This window comes from Burkholderia sola, from assembly GCF_905400185.1.
GTDB classification, from domain to species: Bacteria; Pseudomonadota; Gammaproteobacteria; order Burkholderiales; family Burkholderiaceae; genus Burkholderia; species Burkholderia sola.
Map to the genome: position 1 here is coordinate 1,430,195 of NZ_FR989675.1, position 24,362 is coordinate 1,454,556.

21 protein-coding genes and 1 pseudogene are annotated in these 24,362 nt (G+C 68.4%); 15 read left to right on the top strand and 7 right to left on the bottom strand.

Features of this window, described 5'->3' with window-relative positions; translation table 11 throughout:
- Positions 1 to 77: 77 nt before the first annotated feature.
- The 3 genes from KR541_RS06635 to KR541_RS06645 all read left to right on the top strand — a co-directional run bounded on the left by KR541_RS06635 (position 78) and on the right by KR541_RS06645 (position 4,170).
- Positions 78 to 539 (top strand): (2Fe-2S)-binding protein, encoded by a 462-nt coding sequence (locus KR541_RS06635; RefSeq protein ID WP_216089454.1) that lies wholly within the window; start codon positions 78 to 80, stop codon positions 537 to 539.
- Positions 536 to 2,860, top strand: coding sequence for a xanthine dehydrogenase family protein molybdopterin-binding subunit (locus KR541_RS06640; RefSeq protein ID WP_216089455.1), 2,325 nt, complete (start codon positions 536 to 538; stop codon positions 2,858 to 2,860). Before KR541_RS06635 ends, KR541_RS06640 begins: the two co-directional genes overlap by 4 nt.
- Positions 2,861 to 3,189: 329 nt before the next feature.
- Entirely contained in the window at positions 3,190 to 4,170 is a 981-nt protein-coding gene (locus tag KR541_RS06645; RefSeq protein WP_216089456.1) for an NADPH:quinone oxidoreductase family protein, read from the top strand.
- Positions 4,171 to 4,329: 159 nt separating this feature from the next.
- Here the strand turns inward: KR541_RS06645 and KR541_RS06650 are convergent, their stop codons facing one another.
- Positions 4,330 to 4,881, bottom strand: coding sequence for a PadR family transcriptional regulator (locus KR541_RS06650; protein WP_179233129.1), 552 nt, complete (start codon positions 4,879 to 4,881; stop codon positions 4,330 to 4,332).
- A gap of 153 nt (positions 4,882 to 5,034) precedes the next feature.
- On the opposite strand from KR541_RS06650, the gene KR541_RS06655 reads away from it, so the two are divergent.
- The 6 genes from KR541_RS06655 (at position 5,035) to KR541_RS06680 (ending at position 12,795) form a co-directional block, all read left to right on the top strand.
- Positions 5,035 to 7,059, top strand: coding sequence for an NADPH-dependent 2,4-dienoyl-CoA reductase (locus KR541_RS06655; protein ID WP_216089457.1), 2,025 nt, complete (start codon positions 5,035 to 5,037; stop codon positions 7,057 to 7,059).
- Between the two features lie 46 nt (positions 7,060 to 7,105).
- Positions 7,106 to 7,546 (top strand): nuclear transport factor 2 family protein, encoded by a 441-nt coding sequence (locus KR541_RS06660; RefSeq protein WP_050013735.1) that lies wholly within the window; start codon positions 7,106 to 7,108, stop codon positions 7,544 to 7,546.
- 215 nt (positions 7,547 to 7,761) lie between these two features.
- Positions 7,762 to 9,972, top strand: a complete 2,211-nt coding sequence (locus tag KR541_RS06665) for a TonB-dependent receptor (protein WP_414590640.1) — start codon at positions 7,762 to 7,764, stop codon at positions 9,970 to 9,972.
- A gap of 20 nt (positions 9,973 to 9,992) precedes the next feature.
- The gene (locus KR541_RS06670) at positions 9,993 to 10,769 is read left to right on the top strand and encodes an ABC transporter ATP-binding protein (protein ID WP_050013788.1); all 777 of its coding nucleotides are present in this window, start codon (positions 9,993 to 9,995) and stop codon (positions 10,767 to 10,769) included.
- Entirely contained in the window at positions 10,766 to 11,758 is a 993-nt protein-coding gene (locus KR541_RS06675) for an ABC transporter substrate-binding protein (RefSeq protein WP_216089458.1), read from the top strand. Before KR541_RS06670 ends, KR541_RS06675 begins: the two co-directional genes overlap by 4 nt.
- A complete protein-coding gene (locus KR541_RS06680; RefSeq protein WP_050013737.1) occupies positions 11,755 to 12,795 on the top strand; it encodes a FecCD family ABC transporter permease in 1,041 nt (346 codons plus the stop codon). Before KR541_RS06675 ends, KR541_RS06680 begins: the two co-directional genes overlap by 4 nt.
- Positions 12,796 to 12,840: 45 nt before the next feature.
- Here KR541_RS06680 and KR541_RS06685 read toward each other — a convergent pair whose 3' ends face one another.
- A complete protein-coding gene (locus KR541_RS06685) occupies positions 12,841 to 14,223 on the bottom strand; it encodes an ATP-binding protein (RefSeq protein WP_050013738.1) in 1,383 nt (460 codons plus the stop codon).
- A complete protein-coding gene (locus KR541_RS06690; RefSeq protein ID WP_089488636.1) occupies positions 14,224 to 14,949 on the bottom strand; it encodes a response regulator in 726 nt (241 codons plus the stop codon).
- A 244-nt stretch (positions 14,950 to 15,193) separates the two neighbouring features.
- On the opposite strand from KR541_RS06690, the gene KR541_RS06695 reads away from it, so the two are divergent.
- Both KR541_RS06695 and KR541_RS06700 read left to right on the top strand, forming a co-directional pair.
- Positions 15,194 to 15,940 (top strand): MipA/OmpV family protein, encoded by a 747-nt coding sequence (locus KR541_RS06695; protein WP_089488335.1) that lies wholly within the window; start codon positions 15,194 to 15,196, stop codon positions 15,938 to 15,940.
- Between the two features lie 281 nt (positions 15,941 to 16,221).
- Positions 16,222 to 16,557, top strand: coding sequence for a hypothetical protein (locus KR541_RS06700; RefSeq protein WP_050013741.1), 336 nt, complete (start codon positions 16,222 to 16,224; stop codon positions 16,555 to 16,557).
- A gap of 143 nt (positions 16,558 to 16,700) precedes the next feature.
- Here KR541_RS06700 and KR541_RS06705 read toward each other — a convergent pair whose 3' ends face one another.
- Together KR541_RS06705 and KR541_RS06710 are read right to left on the bottom strand one after the other, a co-directional pair.
- On the bottom strand, positions 16,701 to 17,912 hold the full coding sequence (locus KR541_RS06705; RefSeq protein ID WP_216089459.1) for a lytic transglycosylase domain-containing protein: 1,212 nt from the start codon (positions 17,910 to 17,912) through the stop codon (positions 16,701 to 16,703).
- A 404-nt stretch (positions 17,913 to 18,316) separates the two neighbouring features.
- On the bottom strand, positions 18,317 to 19,477 hold the full coding sequence (locus KR541_RS06710; protein WP_050013743.1) for a porin: 1,161 nt from the start codon (positions 19,475 to 19,477) through the stop codon (positions 18,317 to 18,319).
- 89 nt (positions 19,478 to 19,566) lie between these two features.
- On the opposite strand from KR541_RS06710, the gene KR541_RS06715 reads away from it, so the two are divergent.
- Positions 19,567 to 20,619: an RNA-guided endonuclease InsQ/TnpB family protein gene (locus KR541_RS06715; RefSeq protein WP_060733587.1), complete on the top strand. Its 1,053-nt coding sequence runs from the start codon at positions 19,567 to 19,569 to the stop codon at positions 20,617 to 20,619.
- A 422-nt stretch (positions 20,620 to 21,041) separates the two neighbouring features.
- Positions 21,042 to 21,254 (top strand): annotated as a pseudogene (locus tag KR541_RS36660) (hypothetical protein); the annotation flags it as partial.
- Here KR541_RS36660 and KR541_RS06720 read toward each other — a convergent pair.
- Positions 21,227 to 22,117 (bottom strand): LysR family transcriptional regulator, encoded by an 891-nt coding sequence (locus KR541_RS06720; RefSeq protein ID WP_050018260.1) that lies wholly within the window; start codon positions 22,115 to 22,117, stop codon positions 21,227 to 21,229. The pseudogene KR541_RS36660 and the gene KR541_RS06720 sit on opposite strands and share 28 nt — an antisense overlap.
- Before the next feature lie 119 nt (positions 22,118 to 22,236).
- On the opposite strand from KR541_RS06720, the gene KR541_RS06725 reads away from it, so the two are divergent.
- Complete coding sequence (locus KR541_RS06725) at positions 22,237 to 22,662, top strand: VOC family protein (protein WP_006481570.1); 426 nt, start codon at positions 22,237 to 22,239, stop codon at positions 22,660 to 22,662.
- A 132-nt stretch (positions 22,663 to 22,794) separates the two neighbouring features.
- The gene (locus tag KR541_RS06730) at positions 22,795 to 23,379 is read left to right on the top strand and encodes a flavin reductase family protein (protein WP_050018259.1); all 585 of its coding nucleotides are present in this window, start codon (positions 22,795 to 22,797) and stop codon (positions 23,377 to 23,379) included.
- A 33-nt stretch (positions 23,380 to 23,412) separates the two neighbouring features.
- On the opposite strand, the gene KR541_RS06735 is transcribed toward KR541_RS06730, so the two are convergent.
- A complete protein-coding gene (locus KR541_RS06735) occupies positions 23,413 to 24,309 on the bottom strand; it encodes a LysR family transcriptional regulator (protein WP_216089460.1) in 897 nt (298 codons plus the stop codon).
- Between the last annotated feature and the right edge of the window lie 53 nt (positions 24,310 to 24,362).

Sequence of the window (24,362 nt, forward strand, 5' to 3'; positions counted from 1 at the left end):
CGTTCGGAATGTGCGCCGCGCCGTTCGAATCCCCACTCGATGCCTGCCCGGCGGGCATCGCAACCAGGAGGTGAACGATGATCACGCTGATCGTCAACGGTAGCGAGCAGCACTTCGACGGCAATCCCGACATGCCGTTGCTCTGGTATCTGCGCGATGTGCTCGGCCACACCGGCACCAAGTTCGGCTGCGGGATGGCGCTGTGCGGTGCATGCACCGTGCATCTCGACGGCGTCGCGATCCGCGCGTGCATCACGCCGGTCGCGGCGGCGGCGTCCAGGCGCGTGACGACGATCGAGGGGCTGTCGACGGATCTCACGCACCCGCTGCAGCAGGCGTGGCAGGAACTGAACGTCGCGCAATGCGGCTACTGCCAGTCCGGGCAGATCATGCAGGCCGCGTCGCTGCTGAAGACGCATCCCCATCCGACCGATGCCGACATCGACGATGCGATGTCCGGCAACATCTGCCGCTGCGGCACCTATACGCGCATTCGCGCGGCGATCCGGCTGGCCGTGCGCCGCGGAGGTGACGCATGAGCGCGCCCGAACTCTCCGTCGACAACGAAAGCCGTCGCGCGCTGCTGCTCGGCTTCGCATCGGGCGGGCTGCTGCTCGCGTTCGGCGTGCCGTCGCTCGCGCAGGCGGCCACGCCGGCGCAGCCGCCCGTCAGCGCGAATCCGCAGTATGGCGGCGCGGGGATGCCGCATGGCTTGCGCGACGATCCGAACCTGTTCGTTGCGATCGCACCGGACGGCGCCGTCACGGTGACCTGCATCCGCTCCGAGATGGGCCAGGGCGTACGCACGAGCGTCGCGCTCGTGGTCGCCGACGAACTGGGCGCGGACTGGGCGCGCGTGAAGGTCGCGCAAGCGGTCGGCGACGAGCCGCGCTACGGCAACCAGAACACCGACGGTTCGCGCAGCCTGCGCCAGAGCTTCGCCGCGCTGCGCCGCGCGGGGGCGGCCGCGCGCACGATGCTCGCGCAGGCGGCCGCTGCCGTGTGGGGCGTCGACGTGCGCCAGGTGAAGGTGACGGTGCACGAGGTCGTCGACACGAAAACCGGACGCAAGCTCGGCTTCGGCGAACTGGCCGGGAAGGCGGCCGCGCTGCCGGTGCCCGATACGAAAAGCGTGGCGTTGAAGGCGCCGGCCGAATTCCGCTATATCGGCAAGGGCAAGACGGCGCTGATCGACGGACGCGACATCGTCGGCGGCCGCGCGCGGTACGGGATCGATACGCGCCTCGACGGCATGCTGTATGCGGTCGTTGCGCGGCCGCCGGCCTACGGCGGCACGGTCGCGTCGTTCGATGCGTCGGCCGCCGAGAAGCTGCCGGGTGTCGTCAAGGTCGTACAACTGGTGTCGACGCCGCTGCCGTCCGGCTTCCAGCCGCTCGGCGGCGTGGCCGTCATTGCGCGCGATACGTGGACGGCGATCCAGGCACGCGCGCAGTTGAAGATCGACTGGAAGCGCGGGCCGCATGCGGGCTACGACTCGGCCGCGTATCGCAAGACGCTCGAAGCGGCCGCCGCGCAGCCGGGCGACGTGATCCGCAACGACGGCGATGCGGCGGCCGCACTCGCCGGCGCCGCGAAACGCGTGCGCGCGACGTACTACGTTCCGCATCTCGCGCACGCGACGATGGAGCCGCCCGCGGCCGTCGCGCGGGTGGCCGACGGCCGCTGCGAAGTGTGGACCTGCACGCAGGCGCCGCAGACCACGCGCGACGAGATCGCGAAGGCGCTCGGCGTGCCGGCCGAGCGTGTGACGGTCAACGTGACGTTGCTCGGCGGCGGCTTCGGCCGCAAGTCGAAGCCCGATTACGTGGTGGAAGCCGCGCTGCTGTCGAAGGCGGTCGGCGCGCCCGTGAAGCTGACGTTCACGCGCGAGGACGACATCGCGCACGACTACTTCCACGCGGTGTCGCTCGAAGCGTTCGACGGCGGGATCGATGCGGCGGGGAAGGTGGTCGCGTGGCAGCATCGCACGGTCGCGCCGTCGATCCAGTCGACGTTCCGCGCCGGCGTCGTGCACGAGCAGCCGGGCGAGCTCGCGCAGGGCATCGCGGACCTGCCGTTCGCGATTCCGAACGTGCGGATCGAGAATCCGGCCGCGCAAGCGCATACGCGGATCGGCTGGTTTCGCTCGGTGTACAACATTCCGCATGCGTTCGGCATCCAGAGCTTCGTGTCGGAACTCGCGCATGCGGCCGGCCGCGATCCGAAGGATTTCCTGCTCGACCTGATCGGGCCCGCGCGGCGTTTCGAGCCGCACATCACGGTGAAAAACGTGAACTACGGCGAGGATCCCGCGCTGTATCCGGTCGATACGGGCCGGCTGCGGCGCGTGGTCGAGGCGGTCGCGCGCGAAGCCGGCTGGGGGCGCAAGCTGCCGAAGGGGCATGGGCTCGGGATCGCCGCGCATCGCAGCTTCGTGTCGTACACGGCGGCGGTGTGCGAGGTGCAGGTCGATGCGGACGGCAGAATCTCGGTGCCGCGCGTCGACATCGCGATCGACTGCGGGCCGCAGGTCAATCCGGAGCGAGTGCGCTCGCAGCTCGAGGGGGCGGTGGTGATGGGGCTCGGCATCGCGCTGCACGGCGAGATCACGTTCAAGGACGGCCGCCCCGAGCAGAGCAACTTCAACGGCTTCCAGGTGCTGCGGATGAACGAGGCGCCGCGCGACATCCGCGTGCATCTCGTCGCGCCGGACGACTACGCGACGCCGCTCGGCGGCGTCGGCGAACCGGGCCTGCCGCCCGTCGCGCCGGCGCTGACCAACGCGATCTTCGCGGCGACCGGCACGCGCATTCGCAGCCTGCCGATTGCGGATCAGCTTTCGAAGCCGCAGGCGGGTTGACGCGATAGCTGTCCCGCGCCGGGCCGCCTCGTGCGGCCCGGCCCACTTCCCGGATACGCATACTGGCTGGCGTGTGTATCGTTGTCGTTTGTGAACGACCGTGCTAAATTCCTGCCAGCACTTGGCGCCACCCAACCCTTCATTCGGCTGACACGGCCGGCACCTCGGGAGGCAGCACGATCAGCCTGTTGATGTCGCGACGCGATCTCGCGTTCTGACGGTGTCGCCGATGCCGTAGGGCATCGCATATGCGTCGTGAACCGGCCACGGGGAGATGTCCCGCACACCGTACCGATGCCCGGCCACGCCACGCAAGGAGACAGAAGCGCATGAAAGCCCTGTTGTGTACCGCATTCGGCCCGATCGACCGCTTGCGCATCGAGGACGTCGCGATTCCCGAACCGGCTGCCGGGCAAGTCCGGATCCAGGTGAAGGCGGCGTCGCTCAACTTCCCCGACGCGCTGATCGTCCAGGGGCTGTATCAGGTGAAACCGGCGCTGCCGTTTTCGCCGGGCGCCGAGTTTGCCGGCGTGATCGACGCGGTCGGCGACGGCGTCACCGCGTGGCGGCCCGGCGATTCGGTGATGGCGTTTACCGGCCACGGCGGGTTCGCGCAGCAGTGCGTGGCCGACGCGCACCAACTCGCCGCGCTGCCGCCGGGCATGACGTTCGAGCAGGGCGCCGCGCTCGTGCTTGCGTACGGTACGTCGCTGCATGCGTTGCAGCAGCGGGCGCGCCTGCAGGCGGGCGAGACGCTGCTCGTGCTCGGGGCGGCCGGCGGCGTCGGCATCGCCGCGATCGAGATCGCGAAAGCGCTCGGTGCGCGCGTGATCGCGGCGGCGTCGAGCGCGGACAAGCTCGCGCTGTGCCGCGAAGCGGGCGCCGACGAGACGATCGACTATGCGACCGAAGACCTGCGCCGCCGCGTCGACGAACTGACCGGCGGGCGCGGCGCCGACGTCGTCTACGATCCGGTGGGCGGCGCATACAGCGAGGCGGCGTTGCGTGCGACCGCATGGCGCGGCCGGTTCCTCGTGGTCGGCTTCGCGGCCGGCGAGATCCCGAAGCTCGCGCTGAACCTCGCGCTGCTGAAGGAGCGCGACATTCTCGGCGTGTTCTGGGGCGATGCGGTGCGTCGCGATCCGGCGCAGCATGCAGCGAACATGCGGCTGCTCGCCGAATGGTTCGCGGCCGGCAAGGTGCGGCCCACGATCACCGAACGCGTGTCGCTGGACGGCGCGGCCGATGCGATCGCGCGGATAGCGAACCGGCAGGTGAAGGGCAAGGTGGTGATTTTGCCGGATGCGTGATCCGGGTTCGCCGCGCGGCGATTCAACGCAGGCTGCGCGGCCTGTGCTTCACGAAAGCGGGCGCGGTGCGACCTGCTGTAAAGGCGTCGCGATTACGTAGTCGGGCGCACGAGGCCGAGCGGCGGTGAAACGACCGCCGGCCGGCCTTCGCCAGCGGCTTCAATCCTTCGGCAAACGCAGCGTGTCGAGCGCGTGCTGCGAAAACTCGACCCAGAACCGTTCGTTTGCGATCCCGGCCTGCAGCACCAGATGCTGCAGGCGCTTCGTGCGTGAATCGCCGTCCGCCGAATCGCCGTCCGCCAAAAAATCACGCGCCTCGATCTGCAAATACAAGTCCAGCTTTTCCTGATGCAGCGCGATGCGCCGCCGGATCTCGTGCTCGAGGCCGGCCGGCCCGAGCACGGCTTCCGCGCGCAGGCGCACCATCAACGCCTCGCGCAGCGGCGTCGGATCTTCCGGTTCGGCGATCCAGCGGCGCAATTCCTTCTTGCCGGCCGGCAGGATCCGGTACGCGCGCTTGCGGCCGCGGCCGGACTCGGCGGGCAGCGATTCGACCCAACCCATTTCCTCGAGACGCCCGAGTTCGCGATAGATCTGCTGATGCGTCGCCTGCCAGAAATAGCCGATCGAGCGATCGAAACGGTCGGCGAGCTCGGACCCCGAACCAGGGCGTTCGGCGAGGGCGGTGAGAAGCGCGTGAGGCAGGGACATGTCGGATCGAGGAAGGCTGCGCAATGAACCGAATCTTGCCATATCGGGGCCGCAGCACAAACGGCGCAGGTATGTTTGTGCAACATGTTGCACAAACGAAGTCGACGCGCTACCATCCGTGCAACTTGTTGCATAAAAGATGGAGACGCCCCGATGACCTCCCGTTATCCGCATTTGACGACCCCGCTCGAACTCGGCTTCACGTCGCTCAGGAATCGCGTGTTGATGGGCTCGATGCACGTCGGCCTCGAGGAAGCGCCGAACGGCTTCGAGCGGATGGCCGCGTTCTATGCGGAGCGCGCACGGGGCGAGGCCGGCCTGATCGTCACGGGCGGATTCGCGCCGAACGAGCGCGGCCGTCCGGCGCCGGGCGGCGCGATGCTGACGACCGAAGCGGAAGCCGAACGTCACCGCGTCGTGACGCGTGCGGTGCACGCGGAAGGCGGCAGGATCGCGTTGCAGATCCTGCATTTCGGGCGCTACGCGTATCACCCGGCGCTCGCGGCGCCCAGCGCGCTGCGGGCGCCGATCAACCGGTTCACGCCGCATGCGTTGACGAGCGACGAGGTCGACGAGACGATCGCCGGTTTCGTGCGATGCGCGGCGCTCGCGCAGCATGCGGGCTACGATGGCGTCGAGATCATGGGGTCCGAGGGCTACCTGATCAACGAATTCATCGCCGCGCGCACGAACCATCGCGACGATGCGTGGGGCGGCGCGTACGACAACCGCATTCGCTTCGCGGTCGAGATCGTGCGGCGCGTGCGCGAGCGTGTCGGCGCGAACTTCATCGTCGTCTACCGGTTGTCGATGCTCGATCTCGTCGAAGGCGGCTCGACGCTCGACGAGGTGATCCGGCTCGCGCAGGCGATCGAGGCGGCCGGCGCGACGATCCTCAATACCGGCATCGGCTGGCACGAGGCGCGCATTCCGACCATCGCGACCAAGGTGCCGCGCGCAGCATACGCGTGGGTGACGCGGGAACTGATGGGCAAGGTCGGCATCCCGCTCGTCGCGACGAACCGGATCAATACGCCGGAAGTCGCCGAGCAACTGCTCGCCGACGGCTATTGCGACATGGTGTCGATGGCGCGGCCGTTCCTCGCCGATGCCGAGTTCGTCCGCAAGGCGCGGGAAGGGCGCGCGGACGAAATCAACACGTGCATCGGCTGCAACCAGGCATGCCTCGACCATACGTTCAGCGGCCGGATCACGTCGTGCCTCGTGAATCCGCGTGCGTGTCATGAAACCGAGCTCGTGATCCAGCCGGCGCCGCGCCGCAAGCGGATCGCGGTGGTCGGCGCCGGGCCGGCGGGCCTCGGCTTCGCGGTGACGGCGGCCGAGCGCGGTCATGCGGTCACGCTATACGAAGCCGGCGCCGAGATCGGCGGCCAGTTCAATATCGCGAAGAAGGTGCCCGGCAAGGAAGAGTTCAACGAGACGCTGCGCTATTTCCGCCGGCAGATCGAATTGCGCGGCATCGCGCTGCACGTCAATACGCGTGCGACCGCCGAGATGCTGTTGCAGGAAGCATTCGATGAAGTGGTGATCGCGACGGGCGTCGTGCCGCGCACGCCGCCGATCGACGGCATCGGGCATCCGAAGGCGCTCGGCTATCTCGACGTGCTGCGCGACGACAAGGCGGTCGGTCGCAACGTCGCGATCGTCGGCGCGGGCGGCATCGGCTTCGACGTCGCCGAGTATCTCGTTCATCGCGACGGCGCCGAGCGTGTCGATGCGGACCGGTTCTTCAGCGAATGGGGCGTCGACCGGTCGTATGCGAATGCCGGCGGCCTGGGCCAAGCGCGGCCCGAACCGGCGGCGCGGCACGTGCATCTGCTGCAGCGCAAGGCCTCGAAGGTGGGCGACGGGCTCGGCAAGACCACCGGATGGATACACCGTACCGCGCTGAAGGCGCGCGGCGTCGGGATGTCGTCGTCGGTCACGTACCGGCGCATCGACGACGACGGCTTCCACGTGACGATCGACGGCGTCGACTGGACGTTGCCGGTGGACAACGTGGTGATCTGCGCGGGGCAGGAGCCGTCGCGCGAGCTGGCGGAACAACTGCAGGCCGCCGGATGCCGCGTGCACCTGATCGGCGGCGCGGACGAGGCCGCCGAACTCGATGCGAAGCGCGCGATTCACCAGGGCACGACGCTGGCCGCGACCCTTTGATACCGATTCGTTTCTGTTCCGTCCCACCACGATGCTGGAGACTTCGATGACACATTCCCCGCTGCATCTTCATCCCGCCGTCGCGAAATCGCTCGACGCATGGCATGCGATGGTCGAACGCAAGGATTTCGGCGCGCTGGAATCGATCGTCCATCCGGACGCCGTGTTCCGCTCGCCGATGGCGTTCAAGTCGTACGGGCCGGCGCCCGCGCTGCTGATGGCGCTGCGCACGGTGATCACGATCCTCGAGAATTTCACGTATCACCGCCAGTTCGCGGCCGACGACGGCAAGAGCGTCGTGCTGGAATTCGGCGCGACCATCGGCGACAAGGCGCTGAAGGGGATCGACATGATCCGCTTCGACGACGACGGGCGAATCGTCGAGTTCGAGGTGATGATCCGGCCGTTCAATGCGCTGCAGGCGCTCGGCGCGGAAATGGGCGCGCGGCTCGGGCAGCAGTTGCCGGCGTTCAAGACCGGCGGTTGAGCGCGGTGGCGGCTAGCATGCAACCGGCTTGCGGCCGCGTTGCGGGGCCCCGCGCGCGAGGGGGTGCGCAGCGTTGACGAGGCGCGCGGCAACGCAAGCTGTCAAAATCCTGACGGACCAAGTTGATATATTGTATCATCTGACGTTTTCGTCGCCGGTCGGCCGGCTGCCCGGGCCGCTCGCGTGCGACGACATTCAACGAAGATCGATACGACGTGACGAGAATCGGACCCACCCCGGCGCGCGGGGAGCGGCGCCATGCCGCGCCGCGCCGGCACGCGAGCGCCTGGCGCACGCGCGCGGCACGCAGTTGCACGACCCTGGTCGGCTGCGCGATCGCGACCACCGGCGCGCTGGCCGCCGAAGCCGTTGCATCGTCGCCGGACGACCGGCACGCGCTGCCGGCGATCAACGTCACGGCTTCGTCCGCACCGACCGACCCGCTGACGCAACCGCTCGAAACCGGCTCGCGGCTCGGGCTCGCGAGCCTCGACACGCCCGCGAGCGTCGAAGCCGTCACGGCCGATACGATAGACGCACGCGGCGATCGCACGGTGCTCGATGCGGTCACGCGCACCGCCGGCTTCGCGAGCGCGATCGCGCCGGGCACCGGCGGCACCGCGTTGAGCGTGCGCGGCTTCAGCGGGCAGGAATCGGTGATGACGCTGCTCGACGGCGTGCGGCTGATGCCGGCGGCCGGCACGAGCACGTTTCCGTTCGACACGTGGTCGGTCGAGCGCATCGAGGTGTTGCGCGGCCCGGCATCGGTGTTGTACGGCGAAGGGGCGATCGGCGGGGTCGTGAACGTGGTGCCGAAGCGGCCGCAGCGCACGCGCGAGACGACGCTGCAGGCCGGCATCGGCCCCGACGGCGCGAAGCGCTTCGCGTTCGATACGACGGGCGCGCTCGGCCCGCGGCTGTCGTACCGTTTTTATGCGAGCGATGCGCGCGCGAACGGTCTCGCCGAGCGGGCCGATACGCATACGACGGCCATCGGCGGCGCGCTGACATTCGACGTGAGCCCACGACTCACGCTGACGCTCGACTACGACTACGGGCGCCAGATGCCCGCGACGTACTATGGCGTGCCCGCGCCGAACGGCGTGCTCGATTCGTCGCTGCGCAAGCTGAACTACACGGTCGGCGGCGCGACGATTTCGTACTACGACCAGTGGACGCGCCTGTCGGCGCGCTACCGGCCCGCGTCCGGCGTGACGATCGACAATCAGCTCTACTACCTGACGTCGAACCGCCACTGGCGCAACGCGGAATCGTATGCGCTCGACGCGGCGACGGGGCGTGTCACGCGCGGCGACTATCTCGACATCGGCCACCATCAGCGGCAGATCGGCGATCGGCTGAGCGCGCGCATCGACGGGATGCTGTTCGGTCGCGCGAACCGTTTCGTCGTCGGCACGGAATTCAGCCGGATCACGTTCAGCGGCATCAACAATTCGCCGTACGGCGGCGAAACGACGGTACCGGCGCACGGCTTTGATCCCGGCGTCTTCATGAGCCGCGACCCGACCGTGCCGCAGTTCAGCACGCGCGCGCGGCAGGTGGCGGTATTCGCGGAGAACCGGCTCGACGTGCTGCCGCGGCTCGCGTGGGTGAGCGGTCTGCGCTACGACCACATCGCGTTCAGCCGCGAGCAGGCGGCGACCGGCGCGGGCTTCGACAAGCGGTTCGCGAACGTCGGCTGGCGCACCGGTTTCGTGTTCGACGTCGCGCCGACGTTCAGCGCGTATGCGCAGTACACGACGGGCGCGGAGGGCGTCGGCTCGCTCGTGACGCTGTCCGCGTCGCAGGCGGGCTACCGGCTCGCGACCGGCGAACAGTGGGAAGCCGGGCTCAAGCAGACGCTGCTCGACGGTCGCGCGTACTGGACGTTCGCGGTGTACGACATCACGAAGCGCAACCTGCTCAGCACCGACCCGTTCAATCCGGCGCTGCGCCAGCAGGTCGGCCGGCAGTCGTCGCGCGGCGTCGAGCTGACCGGCGGCGCGCGGCTGCCGCACGGCTGGACGATCGATGCGAACGTCGCGCTGCTGCGCGCACGCTACGACGCCTTCAACCAGACGGTCGGCGGCGCGACGGTGTCGCGGGCCGGCAACGTGCCGTCCGGCGTGCCGCAACAGACGGCAAACCTGTGGCTCGGCTGGGCGTTCGCCGAGCGCTGGCACGCGAATGCGGGCGTGCGCTACGTCGGCGCGACGTACGGCGACGACGCGAATCGCGTGCAGGTGCCGTCGTACACGGTGTTCGATGCGTCGCTGCGCTGGCAGCCGACGTCGCGCACCGAGCTCGCGCTGTATCTGCGCAATCTCGCGAACCGCACGTACGCGGTGACGACGTCGAACGGCGGCGAACAATGGCTGCTCGGCCCGTCGCGCTCGGCGGAGCTCGTCGCGACGATGCGCTTCTAGGGCGAGACGAAGTGCGCTCCATCACCCACATGCTCGACATCGAACGCGTGAGCTGGTCTCCCGGCGGCGCGGTGGACGTGCTCGATTCGGTGACGCTGACGGTGGCCGAAGGCGAATTCGTCGGGCTGGTCGGCCCGAACGGCAGCGGCAAGACGAGCCTGCTGCGCTGCGTGTTCCGCTACGCGCGGCCCGACGCCGGCCGCGTCGCGCTCGATGCGCAGGACGTGTGGCGGATGCGGCCGCGCGCGGTCGCGCAGCGCATCGCGGTGCTGCAGCAGGAAACGCCGGACGATTTCGGGCTGACCGTCGACGAACTGGTCGGCATGGGCCGCACGCCGCACAAGCGGCCGTTCGATGCGGAGTCGGCCGACGATCGCCGGATCGTCGAAGCCGCGCTGCACGATGTCGGCCTCGTCGAGCGTCGCGCCCAGCGCTTCGCATCGCTGTCGGGCGGCGAGAAACAGCGTGCTTTGCTGGCGCGTGCGCTCGCGCAACAGCCCGAACTGTTGCTGCTCGACGAACCGACCAACCATCTCGACCTGCGTCACCAGCTCGAACTGCTCGCGCGCGTGCGCCGCCTCGGCATCGCGACGCTCGCGACAATTCACGATCTCAATCTCGCGGCCGCATATTGCGACCGGCTTCATGTGCTCGCGCACGGCCGCGTCGTCGCGTCCGGCGCGCCGGACGACGTGCTGACCGAAGCGCTGCTGCGCGACGTGTTCGGCGTCGCCGCGCTCGTCGATCGCCATCCCGTCACGGGCCGCCCGCGCATCACGCCGCTTCATCCGGAATGACCGCCATGCCATTTGCTGATCTGTCCTCCGTCGTCCGCCGCCTGGTCGCCGCCGCCGTGCTCGGCGGCGCGGCCGTTCACGCGCTCGCCTATCCCGTCACCGTGCGCAGTTGCGATCGCGACGTGACGTTCGAACGCGCGCCGACGCGCGCGGTCAGCAACGACGTGAACCTCACCGAGATGATGCTCGCGCTCGGCCTGAAAGACCGGCTCGTCGGCTATACGGGCATCGGCGGCTGGAAGACGGGCACCGCGCGCGTGCGCGACGCATTGCGCGGCGTGCCCGAACTGGCGAGCCAGTATCCGTCGCTGGAAGTGCTGGCCGCTGCGCGCGCCGACTTCTATCTCGCGGGCTGGAACTACGGGATGCACGTCGGCGGGCCGGTGACGCCGGCGACGCTCGCACCGTTCGGCATCCGCACCTACGAACTGACCGAATCGTGTTCGCACGTGATGAAGCAGTCGGCCGCGTCGTTCGACGACGTGTTCCGCGACCTGACCAATCTCGGCCGGATCTTCGGCGTCGATGCGCGCGCCGCGCAGGTCGTCGCCGGGATGCGCGCGCGGCTGGCGGCGGTGTCGCGCGCGATCGGGCGGCCGGCGCCGCTGCGCGTGTTCGTGTACGACAGCGGCACCGACAAGCCGATGACGGCGGGCGGCCTCGCGATGCCGACCGCGCTGCTCGCGGCGGCGGGCGCGCGCAACGTGATGGACGACCTGCCGCGCAGCTGGACGCAGGTGAGCTGGGAAAGCGTGGTCGCGCGCGATCCTCAGGTGATCGTGATCGTCGACTATTCGGCGGTCACGGCCGCGCAGAAGCGGCAGTTCCTGTCGAGCCAGCCGGCGCTCGCGCGCGTGGCCGCGATCCGCGACCGGCGCTTCGTCGTGATTCCGTACGATGCGGCGACGCCGGGGCCCGGGAACGTCGCGGCCGTCGAGACGCTCGCCCGCGCGCTGTATCCGGCCGCATTCGCGGCAGCGGCACGATGAGCGTGCGCGGGCAGGCGGCGCGGCCCGGTATGCGCGTGGTGCTGCCGGGACTGGCCGTGCTGCTGATCGTGTCGATCGTCGCATCGGCCGCGTTCGGCCCCGCGCCGATCGCGATGCCGGCCGCGGTGCGGATCGTCGCCGCGCACGTCGCGTCGGCGGTCGGCGGCGGCGATGCGTTCGCGGCGGCCGCGGGCGACGACAGCATCGTGTGGCTGATCCGGATGCCGCGTGCGCTGCTGGCCGCGATCGTCGGCGCGACGCTGGCGGCGGTCGGCGTCGCGTTGCAGGCGGCGACCGCGAACCGCCTGGCCGATCCGCACCTGCTCGGCGTGAGCGCGGGCGCGATGCTCGGCGCGATCGCGGTCACGGTGGTGGCCGGCGCCGCGTTCGGCCCGTTCACGCTGTCGGCCGCCGCGTTCGCGGGCGCGCTTGCGGCGACCGCATGCGTGGTCGCGCTCGCTTACCGGAGCGGCCGGCTCGAATCGGACCGGCTGCTGCTCGCGGGCGTGTCGGTGTCGTTCATGATGGCCGCGTTCGGCAACCTGCTGCTGTATCTCGGCGATCAGCGCGCCGCGTCGTCGGTGCTGTTCTGGATGCTCGGCGGCGTCGGGCTCGCGCGCTGGGATCTGCTGCCGGTGCCGGCCGTGTGCGCGGTGCTTGCCGGCTGCGCGCTCCATGCGCGCCGGCGCGAACTGAATGCGCTGATGTCGGGCGACGTCGCCGCCGCGTCGCTCGGCGTGCCGAGCGCGCGGATGCGACGCGAGGTGTTCGTCGTCGCGTCGTTCGCGACGGGCGGGATGGTCGCGGTCAGCGGCGCGATCGGGTTCGTCGGGCTCGTGACGCCGCATCTGTGCCGTCGCGTGGTCGGCGCCGAGCACGGCCGGCTGCTGCCGGTCGCCGCGCTGACGGGCGCGATCCTGCTCGTGTGGGCCGATGTCGCCGCGCGCACGCTCGCGGCGCCGGAGGATCTGCCGATCGGCATCGTGACCGCGCTGTTCGGCAGCCTGTTCTTCGTCGCGCTGCTGCGCCGGCGCTGACGACGCGCGGCCGGCGACGGCGGGCGGGGCCCGCCGCCCGTTTCATCAAAGCGGGACGACGCTAGTCATGCCGCCGCGGCGGCGCGTATCGGCGTGCCGGTTCGCGACGTGCTGCGCGACGTCGAAGAGGCTGTCGGGCAGCGCGCGCACGGGCAGCGTGATCACGAAGCGCGCGCCGCCGAGCGGCGAATCCTCGAGCCGCACGTCGCCGCCGTGCACCTGCGCGACGCGCCGCACGATCGCGAGCCCGAGCCCGAAGCCGCCGGTCTGCCGGTCGCGGCTCGAGTCGAGTCGCTGGAACGGCTCGAACACGCGGGCGCGCTCGGCGGGCGGAATGCCGGGGCCATCGTCGTCGACGCTCAGCACGAGCGCGCCGGAGCGGTCGCGGGCGGCGGCCAGCACGACCTTGCGCGACGCATAGCGCGCGCCGTTGCGGATCAGGTTCAGCAGCGCGCGGGCGACGAGCTTCGGATCGCAGACGTGGGCCGCGGGCGCGTCGAGCGTCGACACGTCGAGCGCGATGCCGCGATCGGCGATGTCGTCCGCGACGTTGCCGGCGACGCTGTCGATCAGCGCGTCGACGACGACCTCCATCGGCGCGAGCTCGCTTGCCCCCTGTTCGAGCCGGCCGATCGTCAGCAGCTCGGTGACGAGCTCGTCGAGTTCGCGCACGTCGCGCCGCAGCGCGTCGCGGCGCTCGCGCATCCGGCCCGTTTCGTCCGCGTCGGCGAGCAGCGCGAGCCCGAACTCCAGCCGGGCGAGCGGCGTTTTCAGTTCATGCGAGATGCCGTGCATCATTTCGCGCTGCTGCTTGATCGACGCCTCGATGCGCGCGGCCATGTCGTTGAACTGCTGCGACAGCTCGTAGATGTTCGACTTGCCCGACACCTTCACGCGTGTCGACAGCATCCCGGCGCCGAACGCGCGCGCGGCGTCCTGCAGCCGGCGAATGTCGCGCCAGTGATAGTGAATCCACAGCACCACCGCGAACAGCGTCGCGAGCGCGAGCAGCATGTACGCATAGATGCGGATGTCGAGATCCGGCGCTTCGATCGGGCGCGCATGCAGCACCGAACCGTCCGCGAGCGGCATGTAGTAATCCTTGCCGTTGTAGCTGATCGCGATCCGGCCGGCATCGAGATCGCGCAGCGGCGCGCCGCTCAGTTGCGCGCGTGCGTCGGCCATCGACATGAAGCCGAACCCTTCGCGGCCATGCAGCGCGAGTTCGCGCAGTGCGAGCTCGCGCTGCGCGCCAGGATGGCGTTCGAGGTAGTCGTTCAGCACGAACGAATAGGTCGTCAGCGAGTCGCGTTGCGCCTGCGCGCCGCGCTCGTAGAAGATCCGGTCGAACGACAGCTGGATGAACATGATCGACGCGCCGACGAACAGGATCACGACGAGGTACAACCGAAGCAACGGGCGCAGCATTTATTCGTCCCACGCAGAAGGGCTGAAGAGGTAGCCGCGACCCCAGATCGTCTTGATCTTGTGCGGCTCCGATGACGCATCCTCGAAGCGGCGGCGCAGCTTCGAGATGCCTGAATCGACCGAGCGGTCGAGTCCGTCGAATTCGATCCCGCGCAACTGCTTCAGGATGTCGTCGCGGCTCAGCACGGTGCCGGCCGCGCGCGCGAGGATCAGCAGCAGATTGAATTCGGCGGTTTTCAGTTCGACCGGCTCGCCGCGCCACGTGACGGTGCGGTTCGGCGGCGAAATGGCGAGCTCGCCGAATACGAGCGCGTCGGGCGCGGCCGCGGGCGCTTCCGCCGCGGCCGGCTGCGCGCGGCGCAACAGCGCGCGGGCGCGCGCGACGAGCACGCGCGGCTCGATCGGCTTGGTGACGTAATCGTCGGCGCCCGTCTCGAGCCCGGCGACCTGGTCGTACACGTCCGCCCGCGCGGTCAGGATCAGCACGGGGACGTTGGTGAACGCGCGGATGCGCCGGCAAACCTCCATGCCGTCGAGATTCGGCAGCATCAGATCGAGTATCACGAGGGCCGGCTGGTGCTCGCGCACTGCCGCGACGGCAAGGTCGCCGCGCCGCACGACCGTCACCGCGAATTCATAGCCGTCGAGGTATTCGCGCACGAGCTGCGCGAGGCGGTCGTCGTCCTCGATCAGCAGCACGCGGTATTTGAGTGGAACTTCGTTCATGGTTTCCTCGGACGCACGCGCCATCTCGCACCCGGCAGACCGATGCGCGGCGCGGCACGCGAATTCTATCCGGCGGATCGACCGCCGGGGCAGCGGGGCGACAATCGCGAACAATCGAACACAATTGGGCACACATTTGCCGCACATTCAGGACAGTCTCGGTGCGGGGCGGCACCTAGACTGCGGGCTTCGCCACTCATATCTCAATATTGTGCGCCCATCCCTTCGCCGCTACCGCTATTGCATGCCGCTCGCCGGCCTGACCCTCGCCGCCGCCGCCCACGCGGAAAACCAGTATTCGTTGTCGCTCGGCGGCGGCGTCGCACCGCGCTACCCGGGCAGCAAGCAGTATCGCGGCGTGGTTGCGCCGTCGTTCTCCGCCACGTTCGGCAATGGCTTCTTCGTCGACAGCACGCAGGGCGCGGGCTACAGGCTGGACCTGCCGCATGGGGCGTTCGTGTCGGCGGCGGTGAACTACGACGCGGGCCGCGCGGACGAGAACCGCTTCGACCTGCCGGGCTCCGACTACCTGAAAGGCATGGGCCGGATTCCGGGCTCGGTGCTCGTCGGCGTGCGCGCCGGCGTGACGTTCTTCGACACGGCGGAGCTGAGCGTCACGATCGATACGCCGGTGACGCATACGTCGCGCGGCGTGTCGGGGCACGTGGATCTCGCGGTGCCGGTGCTCAAGACGTCGCAGCACGAGATCATCGTGACGGGCACCGTGCACGCGGGTTCGGGCCGCTACATGCAGACTTTCTACGGCGTGACCGATGCACAGTCGATGACCAGCCGGTTCCGGCCGTATTCGGCGAGCGGCGGGATCGACAGCGCGTCGATGGCGGTTGCATGGAACTGGACGCTGTCGCGGCATTGGTCGGTGCTCGCGACCGGTGGCGTGACGCGGCTGCTCGGCCGCGCGGGCGACAGCCCGATCGTGCAGTCGCGCAGCAACTACTACGGCATCGCGGGCGTGACGTACAAGTTCTGAGCGGATTGCCGACGCGGGCCGGCGCGCGCGGCGCGCCCACGATGCGTCGGCGTCGCGCCGTCGCCGCGAACCGCGTGCGGTAACATGCGGGCGGGTTCGGCGTCAGGCCGACCTCCGACGCGGCGGCGCCGACGCGGCGCGGCCGGGTCGCAAAAGGCCGCCATGCGCGGGCCGGCTCCGGCAGGAAACGGCCGGCAGCGTGCGGAACCGATCACGCATGCGATGCCCGGTCGTGCACGAATGCCGCACATCGACCGCCGGGCCACGACACGGAGAAACCGATGAAGAACACGATCGCGATGCTCGTTGCACTCGTTGCGGGCGCAACCTTTACAGGATGTGCGGACATGGACACGAAGCACCGCAACGCCACCGCCGGTGGCGCGGCCAGGGCCCCGTTGCAGCCGGGCGCCGCGCAGGCATGCAAGGCGGACGCCGCGCCGGACGAAGCGCTGGTCGGCAAGAACGAGGCCGATGCGAGCGCGCTGCTCGACGGCTGCCTGTGGCGCGTGCTCGAGCGCGACGGCAAGTCGTTGCCGGGCACGATGGATTACCGGGAGGAGCGCCGCAATCTCGGCATTCGCGACGGGAAAGTGATCTGGGTGCGGCGCGGGTGACGGCGGTGTGACGATTCCGCCACCGGCGTCGTCGACGTCGCGCTATCTGCGCGCGTATTTCACGAAGCGCGGCACGGCCGCGCGCGAACTGCCCACGACCGCACGGAAATAATCGCCGCGATGCGCATGCGTTCGGACGTGCGTCACTTCGAGATGTACCACAGCGCGTCCGCGCTGGCGCGCGACGGCTGAGCGGCGGGTGCCTGAGCCGGCGCGGGCGGCGGCGTGTTCGACGTGATGGCCGTCGGCAGCGTGGCGGGAATATTCGCGGTCGAAGGCGAGGCCGTCGCCGTGCCCGACGTCGACGGCGTATTCACGTACCACAACGCATCGGCCGACGCGGTGCGTTTCGCTGGCGTATTGGCCGCCGTGTTCGTCGCCGCGTTCATTGCGGTTCCGGCCGACTTCTTCGATGCCGAGGCCGATGCCCCGGCCGTCGCCGTCCCCGCCTGCGCGGTCATGCCCGCGGCCGCCGCACTGCGCTGCGCCCGCGCTTCGAACGGTCCGAGCTGGAAGATCAACGTTTGCGCGGGACGCGTCACGACGGCATACGGAAACTGCAGCTCCCACGACATCAGCACGCGCCCGGCCGACGTCTCGGTGAAGATCGCCGGCATGTGCTTCATGTCGCTGAACTGCACGTAGACCCGCGCGCCGTCGTCGAACACCTGGGTCGGCTTGGCCTGGTCGGCGCCGGTGACCGTCCAGCCGAAGTTGTACGTGCCGGCCGGGCCGGCGGGGCCGCCCTGCGGCGCCGCAGGCGGCGAGCCAGGCGAGATCGTGCGGGCGCGCGCGACGGGCGGCGCCGACACGCTCAGGCTCGCGAACGGGTTGTACGTCTGTGCCTGTTGCGGCGGCGTAAAGGACGGTGGAAGGATGGGCATGGGAGTATCCGGCGAATCCGGCATGGTCCGGATTGCATCATAGACCTTGCGCGCATACGCGAGGCGCTTGTCGGGCGATGCGGAGTTGTACGCGCCGATCGCGTTCCAGTTGGGGCCGAGTTGGCGGATGTTCTGCGACAGAATCCACGCGCCGACATACGCGTTCGTGCAGGCATCGAACAGGCTTTCCCGCGTGATCCCTTCGCGCGCGAGCGTCGGCAGCCACGTGCTGTTGATCTGCATCAGCCCGATGTCGACCGTGCCGTTGGTATTCGTGTTCACCGCGTTCGGATTCATCCCCGACTCGACCTGCGCGATGCCGCGCATCAGCGCGACGCTCACGTGCTGGAACGCGGCCGCGTCGTCCAGGCAATCGGCCCGTGCGACGCCGGAGAGCGCGCACGAGAGCGCGATCGTCGAGGCGAGGGTCAGCGTGTGGCGGCTGAGCGGGCGAGTGGTATGACGCGACATGGCAGGATGGGGCGGAATCCGACCGCCCGGTGCAAGGAAATTACGCAGACGCGAAGTGTGCCATAGCAGGCGGGCAAATGGCTCGCGTCAAACTTTCCTTTGCATTTGCCCGTGCGTGCGCCGCGCACTTTTATTGCGCCGGATCACGGCCCCACGTGCTACGGGATCGGTAAAAATGGCCGAGATTGGTGCGAATGCAGGTGCAATGGCGACGACCCGAAAGCTGACGTATTACGTCACTCGAGCGGCGAAGCTGGCGATAAGCGGAGCGAAAGGGAAAATTCCCCGGCAGCGATTGGCGGGGCGAAAGAAAACGATAAAAAATCGGTGGCGAAGCCGCCGTCTGCGCAATGCGAATTCGGCCTGCCGCGCGGCGCGCGGCAAGCCATCCGCCGGTATCGCCGTCAGAAACGGTGGCGCAGCCCGAGGTTGACCATCGTCTGCGAACTCGTGCCCGCGTAACCGTACGAACCGATCGACGCCTGCGCGGCCATCGAGCCGCCGTTGCCGTCGCCGGTCTGGCCGCTCGCGTGCTGGTACGCGGCGGTCAGGTAGACGTCGGTGCGCTTGGACAGGTTGTAGTCGGCGCCGGCCGATACCTGGTGATAGGTCGCAGACGTGTCGCCGCCCGAGCGCGTGTAGCTGTAGCCGACGCCGACGAGCAGCGCGTTCGTCGCCTGGTAGTTCACGAAGCCTTGCCCCGTGTTGTAGTGCTCGTTCGAACCGAACACGGAGCTTGCGTCGCGGCGGTACTGCGCGTTGCTGTAGCCGACGCCGAACGTGAACGGGCCGGCGACGTACTGGCCCGCGATGCGTGCGATGCCGAACGCGTGCGCGCTCGCATAGCCGCTGTTGATCGGGCCGTCGAACGTGCCGTCCGACGAGCTGGTCCAGCCGTTGCGCACGCCGTTCGACGCGGGGCTGTTGGTCGCGTGGAAGTAGCCGCCCGCGACGCTGAACGGCCCGTTGTTGTACGACACGGCGGCCGAGTAAGACTGCGCGGCGCCGGTGCTGCCGGCGATGCCGCCGAACGAATACATCGCGGCGAACTGCAGGCCCGCATAGACGGCCGACGTGTACTTGACCGCGTTGTCGACGCGGAAGCTGTTGTCGTAGTTGTCGACGTCGCCCGGCGTCGCGAACGCGCTGCCCAGATAGTTGTCGGCGGTGATGCCCTGCACGAGGTCGACGAGCGGGTCGTACTGGCGGCCGAACGTGAGCGTGCCGTAGCGGTCGCTCGTCAGGCCGACGAAGGCCTGACGGCCGAACAGGCGGCCGCCCTGGCCTTGCCGGCCGTTGCTCGGGTCGAAGCCGTTCTCCAACTGGAACAGCGCCTTGAGCCCGCCGCCGAGATCCTCGGTGCCTTTCACGCCCCAGCGGCTGCCGGCGAGATTGCCCGCGCTGCTGTTGCCGAGCATCCACGCGTTGTCCTTGCCTTGGGCGTGGTTCACATAGGTGATCGACGTGTCGATCACGCCATACAGCGTGACGCTCGACTGCGCATGCGCGACGGACGTCGCCGCGAACGACGCGAGGGCGAACATTGAGAGGGCCGTGCGTTTCATCAGTTGCTCCGAGAAACCCCGTCCTTCAGGACCGGGAGGAAAGGAGCGCCGTTGTTTGACAGCGGCATTCCCCCGTTAAAATGGCCGGCATGATCCTTGTCTATCGCTACCGGGTGAAATCGCTCAACGGACTGCTCAACAAGCAGAGCCGTGCGGTGAACTACGTCTGGAACTTCTGCAACGACACGCAGAAGCACGCGCTCAACTGGGGCAAGAAGTGGCCTACAGGATTCGACTTGAATGTGCTCACGACCGGCAGCAGCAAGGAACTCGGTATTCACTCCGGCACGGTCAACGCAACATGCGAGCAATATGCGAAGTCGCGCAGCCAGCACCGTCGGCCGTACCTGCGCTATCGCGGCAGGAAGTCGCTCGGCTGGGTGCCGCTGAAGGGCCGAGACCTGAAGCGCGAGGGCGAAGCGTTCCGCTTTGCCGGCAACACGTTTCGCGTGTTCAACAGTCGACCGCTTCCCGAAGGCAAGATCAAGGACGGGACCAACTTTGCGCAGGATGCACGCGGCAACTGGTTTCTCAACATCGTGATCGAGATGCCCGACGTGCAGGCCCGCCCGATTCGTTCCGGTGTGGGTATCGATCTCGGCCTGAAAGACTTCGCCACACTTTCGACCGGAGAAAAACTGCCGAATGACCGGTTCGGCCGACGCGCGGCGGAAAAGCTGGCGAAAGCGCAGCGGGCGCGAAAGCACAGGCGGCATATCGCGAAGCTGCACGCGAAGGCGGCGAATGCCCGCGCCGACTTCCAGCACAAGCTCGCGCTCGATCTGGTGCAGCGCTTCGATTACATCGCGGTTGGCAACGTGTCGGCTGTCAAACTCGCCAGAACCAGGATGGCGAAAAGCGTCTACGACGCATCCTGGTCGTCCTTCCGGAACAAGCTCCGCTACAAAGCGATCGCGCACGGAGCCACGTTCGAGGAAGTCGACGAAAGCGGTTCTACCCAGTCCTGTTCGTCGTGCGGGTCGCAAGCCAGCACGACGCGGCCGAAAGGTATCGCAGGGCTGCGAATAAGAGAATGGGCCTGCAGTGACTGTGGTGTCGAGCATGATCGAGATATCAACGCTGCGCTGAACATTCTCCGATGCGGACGTGCATCGCCAGGTGTGGGAATCCTCCGCCTTTAGGCTGGCGTAGGAGGACGTCAATTCATCTCCTTTGCGCATAGGTGTGGGTTCGTGATCCGGAAGAGCAGGAGACTACAGAGCCGCACTGAACGGCAAAAGTGGAATTCTTCGTTGTGGCCTGATGTAGACAGCGATGTTTCCCGGAATTCACCGTTGAGGGATCAGGATTATTGATAAGCGCGTATCAATGGGCTGCCATTCCACCGGTTTTTCATTGTGTTTTGCGCGTGTCGTGATAATTCGGCGTGATTTGCGGGTGAACTACCGCGATCTCGATATTGTTTTCGATCCGTCAAATCGTTATTTAACGAATTGAATCGGCTGCGCTGAAATGAATGTGATAAATGTGCGTCGCGCGTGAGCGGTGACGGCCTGTCGGTGCGTCGTAGCCGCCGCACGTTGAAACTCGGGCCGCGAACTCGCCTTGGCTCGTCAACGCGCCGCATCCGATCGCGGCCGGGCTGCCGGCCGGCACGACGAATGCGTACGGCAAGCAGGCGCCGATGAGCCGTGGCAAGCAGGGGCTCGGCGCGATCACGATCGCGACCGTGTACGGTCAACCCGACAATGCCGCGATCTTCGCGTACGAGAAAGGCGTGACGATGGACTACGAAACGCTCGCGCCCGCGCGCCGCCGCGACGCCGCCTCGATCAGTTGCGCCAGCGCTTGCGCGGGCTCCGACATCGTGCGCCGCGCACGATGCACGAGCCCGATGTCGCGATGAAACGTGTGATGCCCGAGGTCGATCGCGCGCACGCCGGCCGGCCAGCGGCGATACACGGCGGTCTGCGGCACGATCGCGACGCCGACGCCATTCTCGACCAGCTTGACGATCGCGTCGAGCTCGTCGAGTTCGCAGGTGTCGCGCACCGCGATGTGCATCTTGCGCAGAAAGCGGTCGACCTGGCGGCCGCCGAACGACGCGCGGTCGTAGCGCACGAACGGTTCGTTCGCGAGCAGCGCGGCCCAGTCCTTGCCCTTCACGCCGCGCGGCACGATCAGCCGGAACGGTTCCTGTGCGAGCGTGGTCCAGTGCAGGTCGCTCTGCAGCGCAAAAGGCGGCCGGATGATCGCGGCCATGTCGATTTCGCCCGCGTCGACGCGGTTGACCAGCTCGATCGACAGCCCGGGTATCACGCGCGTGCGGCACCCGGGATGGCGGCGATGGAAATCGGCCAGCGCGGCCGGCAGCAGCGCGCTCTGCACCGATGCGATCGCGCCGATCGTCACGCGCACGGCGGCGGGCGAGCCGGGCGCGGCCGAGCTCAGGTTCTCGTACAGGCCGATCAGCGCCTGCGCCTGGTCGAGCACGTGATGGCCCCGCTCGTTGAGCCGCGCCGATCGCCCTTGCCGGTCGAACAGCGCGAAGCCGAGCTCGGCTTCGAGGCGCTGCATCTGTGCGCTGACGGCCGCCTGCGTGAGCCCGATACGGTTGCCGGCCGCGGCAAAGGTGCCTTCGCGGGCGACGGCGACGAGGGTTTTCAGTTCGCGGATCATTCATCAATTCCGTTTGTGAATCAGCCAATTTTATATTGATTTAATTTTTGCTCGGCGTTGTCTACCATGGTGCCGTCCTCGCGCCACGCGAGCGTTTCTTCACGAGGCCATCATCCATCATGAGTCTTTCCCCGTTTCACCTGGCGATTCCCGTCTACGACCTGCCGGCCGCGCGCGATTTCTACGGCCGCGTGTTCGGGCTGGAAGAGGGGCGTTCGAGTGCGCAGTGGGTCGACTTCAACTTTTACGGGCATCAGCTCGTGATCCACGAGCATCCGAAAACCGCGTCGCAGGAAGGCGCGCATACGAATGCGGTCGACGGTCACGACGTACCGGTGCCGCATTTCGGGATCGTGCTCGACTGGGCGAGCTGGGAAGCGCTGGCCGAGCGGCTGCGCGGGTTCGGCGTGACTTTCGTGATCGAGCCGTACGTGCGGTTCCAGGGGCAGGTCGGCGAACAGGCGACGATGTTCCTGTTCGATCCGTGCGGCAATGCGCTCGAATTCAAGGCGTTCCGCGACATCGGCCAGCTGTTCGCGAAGTGACCGGCCGGGGCGCCAGCGCCGATTGACGTTGGGTGCGAGAATGCGGCCTTCAGCCCGGCCGCGCGCAGGTGCGACGGCCGGCGCCGCGCCGCACGGCATCCGTCCGTGCGCGCCGTTCTCCAAGGAACCCGTATGGACAGTCACATCGCGCCGGTGGCGCTGAACAAGGCCTACCGTCTGCTCAATCACGGCCCGACCGTGCTCGTGTCGGCCCGCCACGACGGCGTCGACAACGTGATGGCCGCCGCGTGGGCGTGCGCGCTCGATTTCCTGCCGCCGAAGCTGACGGTCGTGCTCGACAAATCCGCGAAGACGCGCGAGCTCGTCGAGCGCAGCGGCACGTTCGTGATCCAGGTGCCGACGGCCGCGCAATTGCAGCTCACGCATGCGGTCGGCAGCCACAGCCTCGCGCAGCGGCCCGACAAGCTGCGCGAAGCGGGCGTCACGCTGTTCGACGTCGACGGTCACGACTTGCCGTTCGTCGCCGGCTGCTCGGGCTGGCTCGCGTGCCGGCTGATTCCGGAACCGCACAACCAGCAGACCTACGACCTGTTCATCGGCGAGGTGATCGGCGCATGGTCGGACACGCGCGTGTTTCGCGACGGCCACTGGTATTTCGAATCGGCCGATCCCGCGTTGCGCAGCCTGCACTACATCGCGGGCGGCAATTTCTACGCGATCGGCGAATCGCTGCACGTCGATCCGGACGCGCAGTAAGCGCCGCACGCCCTTTCCCGAATCGGGCGCGCTTCATGCGCGCTTTTTCAATTCCGCCAGCATGAGGTCGACGAACGCCTGCGCGACGCGCGGCAGCGTGCGCCCGCGCTTCGCGACGAGCGCGATCGGCCGCACGAACGCGGGATCGTCGATCGGCTTCGCGACCAGTTCGGGCTCGGCGCGCACCTCGCGGGCGGTCGCGGGCAGGATCGTCACGCCGAGGCCGCCGCGCACCATCGCGACGGCCGTCATCATGTAGGTCGGCTCGCACGCGATGTCGGGCGTGCAGCCGGCCGCGTCCAGCGCGGCATCGACGACGCTGCGCACGCTCGTGCCCTGCGCGGTGAGCACGAGCGGCACGCCGGCGACGTCGGCGGTGGTGACGCGGCGCTTGCGCGCGAGCGGATGATCCTGCGGGCACACGGCGACGAGCCGGTCGGCGCCCGCATACAGCACCTCCAGCGACGCATCGAACGTATCGCCGCCGGTCAGCCCGAGATCGGCATCCTCGTTGCGCATCAGCGCGGTGACGAGGCTCGCGACGCCGTCGCGGATCTCGAAGCCCGCGCGCGGCACGTCGCGCCGGAACGACTGGATCAGCTCCGGCAGCACACTCGACGCGAAGGTCGGCAGGCACGCGAGCCGCACCGTGCCGCTCGCGCCTTCGCCGAGCGCACGCGCATCGCGCAGCACGCGCTCCATGTCGTCGAGCGAGCGCTGCAACAGCGGCAGCAGTTCGCGCCCGGTCTGCGTGAGCGCGACGCTGCGGCTGTTGCGGTCGAACAGGCGCGCGCCGACGATGTCCTCGAGCCGGCGGATCTGCACGGTCAGCGCCGGCTGCGACAGGTGCAGCCGTGCGGCCGCGCGCGTGAAGTTGCCGGCGTGCGCGACGGTGACGAACGCGCGAATGTCGCGAAGATTCAGATCCATAACGGTTCGTGATTGCTGCGATCAAATCATTTCAATTGTGCTATCGCTGCGCC

What these genes read in the sequence shown, in the direction of transcription:
- KR541_RS06640 (WP_216089455.1), top strand. Translation starts at nt 536, where the DNA reads ATGAGCGCGCCCGAACTCTCCGTCGACAACGAAAGCCGTCGCGCGCTG.
- KR541_RS06680 (WP_050013737.1), top strand. Translation starts at nt 11,755, where the DNA reads ATGAGCGTGCGCGGGCAGGCGGCGCGGCCCGGTATGCGCGTGGTGCTG.
- KR541_RS06635 (WP_216089454.1), top strand. Translation starts at nt 78, where the DNA reads ATGATCACGCTGATCGTCAACGGTAGCGAGCAGCACTTCGACGGCAAT.
- KR541_RS06655 (WP_216089457.1), top strand. Translation starts at nt 5,035, where the DNA reads ATGACCTCCCGTTATCCGCATTTGACGACCCCGCTCGAACTCGGCTTC.
- KR541_RS06715 (WP_060733587.1), top strand. Translation starts at nt 19,567, where the DNA reads ATGATCCTTGTCTATCGCTACCGGGTGAAATCGCTCAACGGACTGCTC.
- KR541_RS06675 (WP_216089458.1), top strand. Translation starts at nt 10,766, where the DNA reads ATGACCGCCATGCCATTTGCTGATCTGTCCTCCGTCGTCCGCCGCCTG.
- KR541_RS06725 (WP_006481570.1), top strand. Translation starts at nt 22,237, where the DNA reads ATGAGTCTTTCCCCGTTTCACCTGGCGATTCCCGTCTACGACCTGCCG.
- KR541_RS06685 (WP_050013738.1), bottom strand. Translation starts at nt 14,223, where the DNA reads ATGCTGCGCCCGTTGCTTCGGTTGTACCTCGTCGTGATCCTGTTCGTC.
- KR541_RS06650 (WP_179233129.1), bottom strand. Translation starts at nt 4,881, where the DNA reads ATGTCCCTGCCTCACGCGCTTCTCACCGCCCTCGCCGAACGCCCTGGT.
- KR541_RS06720 (WP_050018260.1), bottom strand. Translation starts at nt 22,117, where the DNA reads ATGATCCGCGAACTGAAAACCCTCGTCGCCGTCGCCCGCGAAGGCACC.
- KR541_RS06735 (WP_216089460.1), bottom strand. Translation starts at nt 24,309, where the DNA reads ATGGATCTGAATCTTCGCGACATTCGCGCGTTCGTCACCGTCGCGCAC.
- KR541_RS06705 (WP_216089459.1), bottom strand. Translation starts at nt 17,912, where the DNA reads ATGTCGCGTCATACCACTCGCCCGCTCAGCCGCCACACGCTGACCCTC.
- KR541_RS06645 (WP_216089456.1), top strand. Translation starts at nt 3,190, where the DNA reads ATGAAAGCCCTGTTGTGTACCGCATTCGGCCCGATCGACCGCTTGCGC.
- KR541_RS06660 (WP_050013735.1), top strand. Translation starts at nt 7,106, where the DNA reads ATGACACATTCCCCGCTGCATCTTCATCCCGCCGTCGCGAAATCGCTC.
- KR541_RS06700 (WP_050013741.1), top strand. Translation starts at nt 16,222, where the DNA reads ATGAAGAACACGATCGCGATGCTCGTTGCACTCGTTGCGGGCGCAACC.
- KR541_RS06730 (WP_050018259.1), top strand. Translation starts at nt 22,795, where the DNA reads ATGGACAGTCACATCGCGCCGGTGGCGCTGAACAAGGCCTACCGTCTG.
- KR541_RS06695 (WP_089488335.1), top strand. Translation starts at nt 15,194, where the DNA reads ATGCCGCTCGCCGGCCTGACCCTCGCCGCCGCCGCCCACGCGGAAAAC.
- KR541_RS06690 (WP_089488636.1), bottom strand. Translation starts at nt 14,949, where the DNA reads ATGAACGAAGTTCCACTCAAATACCGCGTGCTGCTGATCGAGGACGAC.
- KR541_RS06710 (WP_050013743.1), bottom strand. Translation starts at nt 19,477, where the DNA reads ATGAAACGCACGGCCCTCTCAATGTTCGCCCTCGCGTCGTTCGCGGCG.